10 protein-coding genes are annotated in these 12,621 nt (G+C 72.4%); 8 read left to right on the plus strand and 2 right to left on the minus strand.

Going from position 1 to position 12,621, the window contains the following annotated elements:
• On the plus strand, nucleotides 1-771 hold the full coding sequence (locus B0B15_RS07200; protein ID WP_076674582.1) for an LmeA family phospholipid-binding protein: 771 nt from the start codon (nucleotides 1-3) through the stop codon (nucleotides 769-771).
• Between the two features lie 114 nt (nucleotides 772-885).
• Here the strand turns inward: B0B15_RS07200 and B0B15_RS16490 are convergent, their stop codons facing one another.
• Nucleotides 886-1,989 (minus strand): P-loop NTPase family protein, encoded by a 1,104-nt coding sequence (locus B0B15_RS16490; RefSeq protein WP_076674584.1) that lies wholly within the window; start codon nucleotides 1,987-1,989, stop codon nucleotides 886-888.
• A 305-nt stretch (nucleotides 1,990-2,294) separates the two neighbouring features.
• Between B0B15_RS16490 and lysA the strand changes: the two genes are divergently transcribed.
• The 7 genes from lysA (at nucleotide 2,295) to B0B15_RS07245 (ending at nucleotide 11,213) form a co-directional block, all read left to right on the plus strand.
• On the plus strand, nucleotides 2,295-3,725 hold the full coding sequence (gene lysA / locus B0B15_RS07215; RefSeq protein ID WP_076674587.1) for a diaminopimelate decarboxylase: 1,431 nt from the start codon (nucleotides 2,295-2,297) through the stop codon (nucleotides 3,723-3,725).
• Nucleotides 3,722-5,089 (plus strand): homoserine dehydrogenase, encoded by a 1,368-nt coding sequence (locus tag B0B15_RS07220; RefSeq protein ID WP_076674588.1) that lies wholly within the window; start codon nucleotides 3,722-3,724, stop codon nucleotides 5,087-5,089. The genes lysA and B0B15_RS07220 overlap by 4 nt, the downstream gene beginning before the upstream one ends.
• Nucleotide 5,090: 1 nt before the next feature.
• A complete protein-coding gene (gene thrC, locus B0B15_RS07225) occupies nucleotides 5,091-6,173 on the plus strand; it encodes a threonine synthase (RefSeq protein ID WP_076674590.1) in 1,083 nt (360 codons plus the stop codon).
• The gene (thrB, locus tag B0B15_RS07230; RefSeq protein ID WP_076674591.1) at nucleotides 6,170-7,102 is read left to right on the plus strand and encodes a homoserine kinase; all 933 of its coding nucleotides are present in this window, start codon (nucleotides 6,170-6,172) and stop codon (nucleotides 7,100-7,102) included. The genes thrC and thrB overlap by 4 nt, the downstream gene beginning before the upstream one ends.
• A 152-nt stretch (nucleotides 7,103-7,254) precedes the next feature.
• A complete protein-coding gene (gene rho, locus B0B15_RS07235) occupies nucleotides 7,255-9,438 on the plus strand; it encodes a transcription termination factor Rho (protein WP_076674593.1) in 2,184 nt (727 codons plus the stop codon).
• A gap of 32 nt (nucleotides 9,439-9,470) precedes the next feature.
• Nucleotides 9,471-10,547: a peptide chain release factor 1 gene (gene prfA, locus B0B15_RS07240; RefSeq protein ID WP_076675269.1), complete on the plus strand. Its 1,077-nt coding sequence runs from the start codon at nucleotides 9,471-9,473 to the stop codon at nucleotides 10,545-10,547.
• A 69-nt stretch (nucleotides 10,548-10,616) separates the two neighbouring features.
• Nucleotides 10,617-11,213: a GrpB family protein gene (locus tag B0B15_RS07245; protein ID WP_076675270.1), complete on the plus strand. Its 597-nt coding sequence runs from the start codon at nucleotides 10,617-10,619 to the stop codon at nucleotides 11,211-11,213.
• A 3-nt stretch (nucleotides 11,214-11,216) separates the two neighbouring features.
• Here B0B15_RS07245 and B0B15_RS07250 read toward each other — a convergent pair whose 3' ends face one another.
• On the minus strand, nucleotides 11,217-12,617 hold the full coding sequence (locus B0B15_RS07250) for an amidase (RefSeq protein WP_076674595.1): 1,401 nt from the start codon (nucleotides 12,615-12,617) through the stop codon (nucleotides 11,217-11,219).
• Nucleotides 12,618-12,621 lie beyond the last annotated feature (4 nt).

Genomic DNA, 12,621 nt, shown 5'->3' on the forward strand with positions numbered 1-12,621 from the left:
ATGACGGATGCCACGGCCCCCCGCCGCAGGACAGGTCGATGGATCGCGGTCCTGATCGTGATCGTGGTGCTGCTGGCGGGTGCGGTCGTGGCCGCCGAGTTCATCGCCCGCTCGATCGTGACGAACACCGTGCGATCGCTCGTCGTGAAGAACGTCGGCATCCCCGAGGACCAGGACGTCGACGTGTCGGTGGCCGGCATCGTCCTGCCGCAGGTGATCAGTGGGCGCCTCGACGACGTCACCGTGCGTTCCGACGACGTGACTCTCGGCCCGCTGACCGGCGACGTGCTCGTCGAGATGCAGGGCGTGCCGGTCTCGGGCACGGCCTCGGCCGACAGCGGGTCCGCCTCGGTGCGGCTCGACGAGGAGCAGCTGCGCGCCCTGCTCGCCCAGATCCCCGACTTCCCCTCGGGCACCGTCGGGCTCGCGGCCCCCGACGTGACGTTCTCGAGCGAGCTGTCGCTGTTCGGCGTCGGCATCCCGGTGGGTGTGACGGTCACCCCGGGTGCCTCCGACGGCGACATCGCGCTGACCCCGGCGTCGTTCGAGCTCGCCGGCAACGTGATCGACGCCGACACGCTGCGGGCGCAGTTCGGCGCGGTGGCGGATGCCGTCGTCGGCACGCAGACGTTGTGCATCGCCGATCGGCTGCCCTCCGCGCTCACCCTGACCTCGGCGACGGTGCAGGGCCAGACCCTCGTCGCGGCCTTCGATGTCGCGGGCGGTGTGCTGAACGATCCCGCTCTGCAGGCGAACGGCACCTGCGGCTGAACGCGTCGGGTCTCTCCCTTTCGCCGCGACGCCCGTGCCCGTGGCGTCTCCATGACGGGGCGGGCCGCACGGGAACGCCCGAGTCGCACGATGTGACGGGTCCCGGAATGCGTGTCACACGGTGACGGTGAGCAAACCGGCCTCGACCAGCTGAGCGAGCAGGCCGTCGATCGACCGGGTCGCTTCGGCGTCGGGGCGTCCGAGGGTGGCGGCGTCGAACACCTCGTCGCGGGTCGAATCGGCGGCCGCTCGCCAGACGACGGATGCGGCCGCACTGAGGATGCGCAACGTGCCGCGGCCGTCGTGCTCCGCGGTGAGGACCGCGACGCGGCCGTCGCTGAAAGCGAGCGAGTCCACCACCGCGACGCGTCGGTAACGGATCGCCGCAGTGTCCACGCGGGCGGGCGCCGGCACCGTCGGGAGTGCGTCGTCTTCCCCCGTGGTGGGTCCGGGCGCCCCACCGGGCTGCTGCGTCATGAGTCCACGGACGAGGAGCACGAGGTCTTCGGCGTCGTGATATTCGGCCCGCAGCACCCCACCCGACCTCGTGAGGAGCGTGGCCACGGTGTGCAGCGGCCGAGGCAGGGCGGCCAGCGCGCTCGAGTGCGGCGCCAACGCGACGAGCGCGTCCGGCAGGTCGAGGGGGACGAGCCGCGCGGGGGTCGGACGGGTCCGGCGGTCGAGGACGATGACGCGTCGGAGTCGCAGGGGCGCAGAAGGGAGCGGACGCAGCCCCAGCGTGACGGGGGAGTGCTGCTGCTTGAACGGGCGGTCGCCGGAGATGATCGACAGCGGCTTGCGGTAGGCGTGGACGCGGCCGTCGCACTCCACACCGATCGTCTCGTCCGAGACATAGCCCCACGACCGCGCGAGTGCGCGTGCGGCGGTGGTTTTGCCGGCGCCGGACCGGCCCACCAGTGCGACGACGCCGCCATCGGGCGCGGCGAGCCCCGCCGCGTGCAGCATCCACAGCGTCCCGCTCCGCGCCGCGATCGCGGCTTGGGTCACCGCGGACGACAGACCCGACAGCATCTCGTCGTCCTCGCCGCCCCGGACCGGCGACACGGTGGCGTCCACCCCGTCGACGATGGTCAGGGTGGCGGCGTCCCAGGCGCCGACGACGGCGTCGCGGTCGGTCGCGGACAGGCCCGACAGATCGATGCGGATGGGCGCGCCGACGGCGTCGACGACGATCGAGGACAGTGTCTGGGCTGGCACCTCCGCACCATAGGTCCCCGTGCGGCGGAGACCGTGCCCTCGTCGATGCTGCGCAGGGTCCGTCGAGCCCTCATCACCCGCGGCATCACCCTCTACGCCCGGCTCCTTCGCCTCCTCGCACGCCGGGAAGCGCGCCCGATCGCATCGTTGCACGGCCTCCGGGGCGCGGTGCTCCACGTCGCGTCGTCCGAGGGGACGAAACCCGTACCGTAGACTGCAGGGACTGCCCGCCGCGTGACTCTCCGCGGGGGTGGGAGCCGTGATCCGCGGCCGTCGCGTCGCCGCAAAACCCGATTGGTTCCTCCGTGTCCGCCTCGCACTCCGCGCTCGTGCCCGAGTGGCTCACCGCCCCGACCGAAGCGAACGAGCTCATCGCGCCCGTCTGGCCGTCCTCCGCCCGTCGCGTCGACGACGGTTCCGTCGAGATCGGCGGGGTCTCGGTGTTCGACCTGCGCGCCCGCTTCGGCACGCCCCTCTACGTCCTCGACGAGCACGAGGTGCGCGATCACGCCCGACGCGCCCGCGCGGCCTTCGACGCCGCGGCGACGCGTCACGGCGTCCGGGCCCGGGTGTACTACGCGGGCAAGGCGTTCCTGTCGACCGAGGTCGTGCGCTGGGTCGTCGATGAGGGCCTCGCGGTCGACGTGTGCACCCTCGGCGAGCTCGAGGTGGCCCTCGCCGGCGGCGCGGACCCCGCGCGGCTCGGGTTCCACGGCAACAACAAGAGCGTGCGCGAGCTCGAACGCGCGGTCGAGGTCGGCATCGGGTCGGTCGTCGTCGACAGCCCCATCGAGATCGAGCGGCTCGCCGCGATCGCCGAGCGCCGCGGCGCCGTGCAGTCCGTGCTCGTCCGCGTCCGCACCGGCGTGCACGCCGAGACCCACGCCTTCCTCGCCACGGCGCACGAAGACCAGAAGTTCGGCTTCTCGCTCGAGGGGGCGGACGCGGCCGTCGCGCGCATCCGCGAGCTGACCAGTCTGCGTTTCGTCGGGCTGCATGCCCACATCGGCTCGCAGATCTTCGACTCGTCGGGCTTCCGCGAGTCCGCCGCGCGCCTGGTCGACCTGCACGCCGACCTGCTGGCCGGGGGAGAGATCCCCCTGCTCAACGTCGGCGGCGGTTTCGGCATCTCCTACACCTCGGTGGACGACCCCAAGCCCATCGAGGAGATCGCCGACGGCATCCTCGACGCGATCGCCGACGAGTGCGCGGTGCGCGGCATCCCGATGCCCGACGTGGCCACCGAGCCGGGTCGCGTGATCGTCGGTCAGGCGGGGGTGACGCTCTACGAGGTCGGGACGGTCAAGACCGTCACCGCGGCCGAGGGCCTCGAGCGCACCTACGTCAGCGTCGACGGCGGAATGAGCGACAACGCCCGTCCCGCGCTCTACGGCGCGGACTTCTCGGCGCGCATCGTCTCGCGCACGAGCTCCGAGACCCCGGCGCTCTCGCGCGTCGTCGGCCACCACTGCGAATCCGGCGACATCGTCGTGGATGCCGAGTACCTCCCCGCCGACGTCACCCCGGGCGATCTGCTGGCCGTCCCCGCCACCGGCGCGTACTGCTTCTCGCTCGCGAGCAACTACAACTACACGCCACGTCCCCCCGTCGTCGCGGTCCGCGACGGCGCGGCCCGCGTGATCGTGCGCGGCGAGACCGTGGCCGATCTACTCGCGCGCGACGCCGGGATCCCGCCATCCGCTTCCACCGCAACACCCCACGGAGACACCGAATGACCGACTACCGCACGCTCCGCGTGGCGCTCCTCGGCGCCGGCGCCGTCGGCTCGCAGGTCGCCGACCTGCTGCTCAAGCACGGCGACGAGCTCGCCGATCGCGCGGGCGCGAAGCTCGAACTCGCCGGCATCGCCGTGCGCGACGTCGACGCGAAGCGCGACGCCGACCTGCCGCGCGAGCTGTTCACCACGGACGCCGAGACGCTCATCGTGGGCAGCGACATCGTCATCGAGCTCATGGGCGGCATCGAACCGGCCCGCACGCAGGTGCTGCACGCGATCGCGTCGGGCGCCGACGTCGTCACCGCCAACAAGGCGCTGCTGGCCACGCACGGCTCCGAGGTGTTCGAGGCCGCCGACCAGGTCGGCGCCGAGGTGTACTACGAGGCCGCCGCCGCCGGTGCCATCCCCATCATCCGGCCGCTGCGCGACTCCCTCGCCGGCGACCGCGTCGTGCGCATCATGGGCATCGTCAACGGCACGACGAACTACATCCTCGACCGCATGGACACCGAGGGCGCCGACTTCGCCGACGTCCTCGCCCAGGCTCAGGCGCTCGGCTACGCCGAGGCCGATCCCACGGCCGACGTCGAGGGCTACGACGCCGCGCAGAAGGCCGCGATCCTCGCGAGCCTGGCCTTCCACACCACGGTCCCCCTGGATGCCGTGCACCGCGAGGGCATCACCTCGATCGACGCCGCGATGATCGAGTCCGCGCGCCACGCGGGGTACGTCATCAAGCTGCTCGCCGTCTGCGAGCGCCTGGCCGCCGAGGAGGGCGGCACCGAGTCCATCTCGGTGCGCGTGTACCCGGCCCTGGTCGAGCGCACCCACCCCCTGGCCAGCGTGCACGGCGCCAACAACGCCGTCTTCGTGCAGGCCGAGGCCGCGGGCGACCTCATGTTCTACGGCGCGGGTGCCGGCGGCGTGCAGACGGCCTCCGCCGTGCTCGGCGACGTCGTCTCCGCCGCGCGACGGCACATCGCCGGCGGCGTCGGCGTGGGCGAGTCCACGCGCGCCAACCTGCCGGCCGTACCGATCGGTCACGTCATCACGCGCTACCAGATCACGCTCGAGGTCGACGATCAGCCGGGCGTGCTGGCCACGGTCGCCGGCATCCTGAGCGAGGGGCGCGTGTCGATCGCGACGGTCGAGCAGACCGTCATCGAGGCATCCACGGATGCCGTCGCTTCGACGGGCTCGGCGACCGAAGCGGAAGGCTCAACGACCGGAGCGGGATCCGCCCGGTTGGTCATCGGAACACACAAGGCCCGCGAGCAGGACCTGAGCGAGACCGTCGAGCGTCTCGCCGCGAGCGGCGTCGTCGAGCGCGTGGTCTCCGTGCTGCGCGTGGAAGGGAACTGACATGGCACACCTCTGGCGCGGAGTCCTCCGCGAATACGCCGACCGTCTGGGTGTCACCGACGCCTCCACCGTCGTCACCCTCGGCGAGGGCGGCACGCCGCTCATCCCCGCCCCGGCGCTGTCGCGGCGCACGGGCGCCGACGTGTGGGTCAAGTTCGAGGGCATGAACCCCACCGGCTCGTTCAAGGACCGCGGCATGACCGTCGCGCTCTCGCGCGCCGTCGAGCACGGTGCCAAGGCCGTCATCTGCGCCTCCACCGGCAACACCTCGGCCTCCGCCGCGGCCTACGCCGCCCACGCCGGCATCACCGCGGCCGTCCTCGTTCCCGAGGGCAAGATCGCGATGGGCAAGCTCAGCCAGGCCGTGGCGCACAACGGGCGCCTCATCCAGATCCGCGGCAACTTCGACGACTGCCTCGAGATCGCGCGCGAGCTCGCCGACCACTACCCGGTGCACCTGGTCAACTCGGTCAACCCCGACCGCATCGAGGGGCAGAAGACGGCGGCCTACGAGGTCGTGGAGCAGCTGGGCGACGCCCCCGACTTCCACTTCATCCCCGTCGGCAACGCCGGCAATTACACGGCCTACTCGCGCGGCTACCGCGAAGAGGCCGCGCGCGGCGTCGCGACGAAGGTGCCCCGCATGTTCGGTCTGCAGGCGGCCGGTTCCGCGCCCCTCGTGCGCGGCGAGGTCGTGAAGAACCCGGAGACGATCGCCAGCGCGATCCGCATCGGCAACCCCGCCTCGTGGGACCTCGCGCTCGAGGCGCGGGATGCCACCGACGGCTGGTTCGGGGCGATCGACGACGAGGGCATCCTCGAGGCGCAGAAGATCCTCGCGGGCGAGGTCGGCGTGTTCGTCGAGCCGGCGTCGGCGATCAGCGTCGCGGGTCTGCTCAGCCGCGCCGAGGCGGGCGTCGTGCCGGCGGGGGCGAAGGTCGTGCTGACCGTCACCGGTCACGGCCTGAAGGATCCCCAGTGGGCCCTGCGCCAGGCCGACGGCACGACCGTCGAGCCGACCGTCGTCGACGCCACCACCTCGGAGGTCGCCTCCGTGCTCGACCTGCAGCCGGTGACCGCGTGAGCTCAGGCCCCGGTCGCCGGGTCGCCGTCCGCGTTCCCGCCACCAGCGCGAACCTCGGTCCCGGCTTCGACACCCTGGGCCTGGCCTTGAGCGTCTACGACGAGCTCGTCGTCGAGCAGCTCGACGGCGACCGCCTCGAGATCGAGGTCGCGGGGGAGGGGACGGCCGACGTCCCCCGCGACGCGTCGCACCTCGTCGTCCGCGCGATGGCGCACACCTACGCCTCGGTCGGTCGCACCCTCCCCGGGCTGCGATTGACGGCGCACAACGTCATCCCGCACGGGCGCGGCATGGGCTCGTCCGGAGCGGCGGTGGTGGCCGGCATCCTGGCCGCGAAGGGTCTGCTCGAGGGAGAGGTCGCCTTCGGCGACGTCGACCTGCTGCGCCTGGCGACCGAGATGGAGGGCCACCCCGACAACGTCGCCCCCGGCCTGTTCGGCGGTCTCACCATCGCCTGGATGGATGCCGAGGGCCCCCAGCACAAGCAGCTCATCGTTCACCGCGGGGTGTCGCCGCTGGTCCTCGTGCCGGGCTTCACGATGTCCACCGCCGTCGCGCGCAGCTTGCAGCCGCTGCAGGTGCCGCGCGAGGACGCGGTCTTCAACGTCTCGCGCTCGGCGCTGCTGATCGCGGCGATGACGCAGAGCCCCGAGCTGCTGATGGCGGCGACCGAGGACAAGCTGCACCAGAACTACCGTGCACAGGCCATGCCCGAGACCGACCGGCTCGTGCGGGCGCTGCGCGCCGAGGGGTATGCGGCGGTCGTCTCGGGCGCCGGGCCCAGCGTGCTCGTGCTCGCCGACGGGCCGGGACAGCGACTCGAGGCGGCAGATCTTATGGCATCCGTCGTCGACACCCCGTGGCAGGCGCTCATGCTCGCCGTCGACGTCAAGGGTGGTACAGTGAAAAACGCAGAGGGTTCCGCGTAGATTCGCGAATCTGAGCCTCTGCACACCTGCGAAATCCGCAACACATCGCGAACCCGGTATCGGCTGCAGTCTTCCGAACCGCTGGTGTCTCTTCGTCTGCGTTCTGCATGGCGAAGCGCGATCTGATCACGTTTCATTTCTGAGGAGCACTCGTGGAGTCCATCTCCGAGACCCAGCCCGTCGACGCGCCCGAGAGCGCGGAGAACCCCGCCGAGGAGCAGCCCACGGCTGCGGCGGACGGCACCGACACCGCGGCGGCCGAGACGCCCGCCGCCGAGACCCCCGAGGCCGACGAGGCGCCCGAGGCCGATGGCGCTGAGGCCCCGGCCCTCGCGGAGGAGCCCGCCGTCGACGCGCAGCCCGAGGCGCTGTTCCCCGCCGATGCCGTCGAGGCGCCGGCCGAGGAGGCCGCCGCCGACGCCCCGGCCGCCGACGCCCCCGCTGCCGATGCCGCGGCATCCGCCGCTCCGGTCGCCGAGGCGCCCGCTGCGGACGAGCCGGCGCCGGCCGAGAAGCCCGCGCGCGCCCCCCGCAAGCGCGCGCCGCGCCGTGCGAAGAGCGCGACGGCGGAAGAGAAGGCCGCGGCGGACGCCGCCGCTTCCGAGGCCGCCGCTGCTGCCGCCGACGCCGCTGCGGAGGCCGTTACCGCAGAGGACCTCGCGGCCGAGGCTGCGGTGTCCGACGCTCCCGCCGCCGACGCCGCGGCATCCGATGCTGCCGACCCCGACGCCGCCGACGCCGCGGTCGAGGAGCCGACCACCCCCGTCACGACCGCGGCCGACGTCGCCGCCGACGCGACGCCCGCCGAAGCCGACGCCGAGACGGCGGCCGAGAAGTCCGACGCGGTCGCCGACTCGAGCGATCAGGCGGACGAGACCCCGGCTCGCGGCCGCGGCCGCAGCCGTTCGCGCAACCGCAACCGCAACAAGGCCGACGCCGCCGAGAAGAACGACGGCGCTGCCGCGGCCGCCCCCGCCGACGAGGCCGAGGCCCCCGCGCAGAGCGGTCAGCGCGACGCCGGCTCGCAGGGCAACCAGCGCGACAACGCCGCGCAGAACGGCCAGCAGGCCCAGCAGCAGCAGGGGTCGGCGAACAGCCGCAACCGTCAGCGCAACAAGCGTCGTGGCCAGAACACCACCGGCGACGAGTTCGAGACCGAGATCGGCGAAGACGACGTGCTCGTGCCCATCGCGGGTGTCCTCGACGTGCTCGACAACTACGCGTTCGTCCGCACCACCGGCTACCTGCCCGGCCCGAGCGACGTGTACGTCTCGCTCGGCCAGGTGAAGAAGTACAACCTGCGCAAGGGCGACGCCGTCGTCGGCGCCATCAAGCAGCCCCGCGAGGGCGAGCAGCAGGGGCGTCAGAAGTACAACGCCCTCGTTCAGGTCGACTCGATCAACGGTCTGTCCGTCGATGACGCCGCAGCGCGCGTCGAGTTCAACAACCTCACCCCGCTCTACCCGCAGGAGCGCCTGCGCCTGGAGACCGGTCCCGAGAAGCTCACGCAGCGCATCATCGATCTGGTCGCCCCGGTCGGCAAGGGTCAGCGCGGCCTCATCGTCGCGCCTCCCAAGGCGGGCAAGACCATCGTGCTGCAGCAGATCGCCAACGCGATCGCGACGAACAACCCCGAGGTCCACCTCATGGTCGTGCTCGTCGACGAGCGGCCCGAAGAGGTCACCGACATGCAGCGGACCGTCCGCGGCGAGGTCATCGCCTCGACGTTCGACCGTCCGGCCGAGGACCACACCACGGTCGCGGAGCTGGCCATCGAGCGCGCGAAGCGCCTCGTCGAGCTGGGCCGCGACGTCGTCGTGCTGCTCGACTCGATCACCCGCCTCGGTCGTGCCTACAACCTGGCCGCCCCCACCTCGGGCCGTGTACTCTCCGGCGGCGTCGACGCGTCGGCGCTGTACCCGCCCAAGCGTTTCTTCGGCGCCGCGCGGAACATCGAGAACGGCGGGTCGCTCACGATCCTCGCCACCGCGCTGGTGGAGACCGGTTCGAAGATGGACGACGTCATCTTCGAGGAGTTCAAGGGCACGGGCAACAGCGAGCTGCGCCTGAACCGCCAGCTCGCCGACAAGCGCATCTTCCCGGCCGTCGACGTCAACGCGTCGAGCACCCGCCGCGAGGAGATGCTGCTCTCGCCCGACGAGGTCAAGATCACCTGGAAGCTGCGCCGCGCCCTCGCCGGGCTCGAGCCCCAGCAGGCCCTCGAGGTCGTTCTCGGCAAGCTCAAGGAGACGCAGTCGAACGTCGAGTTCCTCGTGCAGATGCAGAAGTCGATCCCGGCGCCCGCGCGCGGCGGTGACGACAACAGCATCCGCTGACCCGGGGCGCTGGCGCGATGGCGGAGCCCGCGATGTTCGAGTCGGTCCGTGGACTGCTCGAGGAGCACAAGGCCGTTCAGGAGGAGCTCTCCGACCCGGCCGTGCACGCGGACGCCGCGCGCGCGAAGCGCGTCAATCGGCGCTACGCCGAACTGTCGCGGATCGTCGCGGCCCACGAGGCGTGGACCGCGGCGTCCGACGACCTCGAAGCCGCGCGCGAACTCGCCCGTGAGGACTCCGCCTTCGCCGAGGAGGTCCCCGCGCTCGAGGAGCGCGTGACGGAGACGCAGGAGCGCCTGCGCCGCCTGCTCATCCCGCGCGACCCCGACGACGCCCGCGACGTCATCATGGAGATCAAGGGCGGCGAGGGCGGTGCGGAAAGCGCCCTGTTCGCGGCCGATCTGCTGCGGATGTACCTGCAGTACGCGGCATCCATGGGGTGGAAGGCGGAGCTGCTGGAGCGCACCGAGTCCGACCTCGGCGGCTACAAGGACGTCCAGGTGGCGATCAAGGGCTCCTCCACCGACCCGGCGCAGGGCGTGTGGGCGCACTTGAAGTACGAGGGCGGTGTGCACCGCGTGCAGCGCGTCCCCGCGACGGAGTCGCAGGGGCGCATCCACACCTCGACGACCGGCGTGCTCGTGTTCCCCGAGGTCGACGAGCCCGAAGAGGTCGCGATCGACCCGAACGACCTCAAGATCGACGTCTTCCGCTCCTCCGGTCCGGGTGGGCAATCGGTCAACACGACCGACTCGGCGGTACGCATCACGCACGTGCCCACCGGCATCGTCGTGTCGATGCAGAACGAGAAGTCGCAGCTGCAGAACCGCGAGGCCGGCATGCGCGTTCTGCGCGCCCGACTGCTCGCCAAGCAGCAGGAGGAGCGCGACGCCGTCGCCGCTGACGCGCGGCGCTCGCAGATTCGCGGAATGGACCGCTCCGAGCGCATCCGCACGTACAACTTCCCCGAGAATCGCATCGCCGATCACCGCACGGGGTACAAGGCCTACAACCTCGACCAGGTGATGGACGGTGCCCTCGGCCCGATCATCGACTCGGCGATCACGGCCGATGAAGAAGCGCGCCTCGCTGCCCTCGCCGACGGCTGACCGGCGGCACGCGCGAACGGAGCCCACAGCGGCGGCGGCCGGTCGGCTCGGCTGCCGTAGGGTCGGGTGGTGCTCACCGCCGCCCAGATCGTCTCGTTCGACGACACGTCCCCGCCGCCGGGCGCCTCGCCGTGGGTGGGGGAGCCCGAGCAGGCGCGGCGCATCGAGATCGTCGAACCGGATGCCGCATGGCCGCTGCTCTTCGCCGCGGTGCGCGACCGGATCCTGGGGACGCTCGACGACCGGGCGTTGCGCATCGACCACGTCGGTTCGACCGCGGTGCCCAGCCTGGCGGCCAAGCCCGTGATCGACGTCGATCTCACGGTCGCCGACACCGACGACGAGGATGCGTACGTCCCCGCTCTCGAAGCCGCGGGTTTCACGCTCCGGGTGCGCGAACCGTGGTGGCTCGGGCACCGGATGCTCGTCGCGAGCGAGCCGGCCGTCCACCTGCACGTCTGGCCCCTCGACAGCCCCGAGGCGGCGCGGCACCGCCTCTTCCGGGACCACCTGCGCGCCGACGCGGCCGACCGGGCGCTCTACGCGCGCGTCAAGCGCGAGGTCGCGGCCGACGGCCTCATGAGCGCGTACAACGAGCGCAAGCAGGCCGCCGTCCGCGCGATCTACGCCCGTGCGTTCGCGGCGGCCGGTCTGCTCCCCGGGTAAGGCTCATCCGTTCCACATCGGCGGATGGGGGAGCGGTCCGCGTTGCTGCTCGAGCTGCGCCGCGAGCGACAGCAGCGCCGCTTCGCCGCCGGGACGCCCGATGAGCTGCACCGAGACGGGGTGGCCGTCGGCATCCGTGGTCACCGGGAGCGTCAGCGCCGGGAGCCCCGCGACGTTGACGAAACTCGAGTACGGCGCGTATTCGACCTGCATCGCGAAGGTCCGCTCCGGAGAGTGGCCGGCGTACGACCCCACGGGCTGCGGCGACTGCGCGAGCGCCGGGGTGAGCACGGCGTCGAAGGCCGAGAAGTCGGCGATCGTCCGCCGTTCGAACGCCCGCGCGGCGGTCAGACCGTCGAGGAGGTCGAGGGTCGACAGTCGTCGACCCTCCCGCACGAGCCACGCGGTGAGGGGCTCGACGAGAGCCATGTCGTCGTCGGTGAGGGGGAGGCGGGCGGCGCTGGCGCGCCAGAGCACGGGGAACAGTTCCGCGTAACCCCGAGGATGCCAGTCGGCATCCGCCACCGCGTGTCCGGCGTCGCTGAGCCAGGCGGTCGCCGTGTCGACCGCGGCGCGCGCGTCGGGGTCGAGCTCGATGTGCTCGGTGTCATCCCACGGGGAGACGGTCGTGACGCCGATGCGCAGCTCCCGCGGCTCCCGACGGGCCGCCTCGACGAAGGGCCCGTCGCCCGGCGCCGCTGTCGCGTAGCGGAAGGCCTCAAGGCCGACGAGTGCGTCGAGGAGGAACCCCGCGTCTTCGGCGCTGCGGGCGATCGGCCCGGTGACCGACAGTCCGTCGGGGGAGTCGAAGCCGGATCCGATGGGCAGGCGCCCGCGCGAGGGCTTGAGGCCGAGCACGCCGACGGTGGCGGAGGGGATGCGGATGGACCCTCCGCCGTCCGAACCCACCGCCGCGGGCAGCAGACCGGCGGCCACGGCGACGGCCGCGCCCCCGCTCGACCCGCCCGCGCCGGCGGTGAGGCGCCAGGGGTCACGCGCCGGTGCGTGGATGAGCGGCTCGGTGAAGCCGGTGAGTCCGAATTCCGACGTGGACGTCTTGCCGATGTTCACGGCCCCGGCGGCGTCGAGCGCGGCCGCGAGGGGGTCGGATGCCGTGGGTACGTGGTCGGCACGTGACCGGGAGCCGTAGCGGGTGGGCGTACCCGCGCGCGCAACGAGGTCCTTGTCGGCGAGGGGGACGCCCCAGAGCGCTCCGTCCGGCGCGGACGGCAGCTCCGCGACCCGCCGCCGCGCCGCATCGGGGGAGATCTCGGCGAACGCGCCGAGACCGGCGAATCGCTCGGCCCGGTCGAGATAGTGCGCGGTGAGTGCCGCCGGTGCGAGGTCGCCCCGGCGGAGGGCGTCGACCTGGGCGACGAGCGACAGATCGTGCAGTCGGGTCATGTTC

It is taken from the genome of Microbacterium sp. RU1D (assembly GCF_900156435.1).
In the GTDB taxonomy this organism is placed as follows: domain Bacteria; phylum Actinomycetota; class Actinomycetes; order Actinomycetales; family Microbacteriaceae; genus Microbacterium.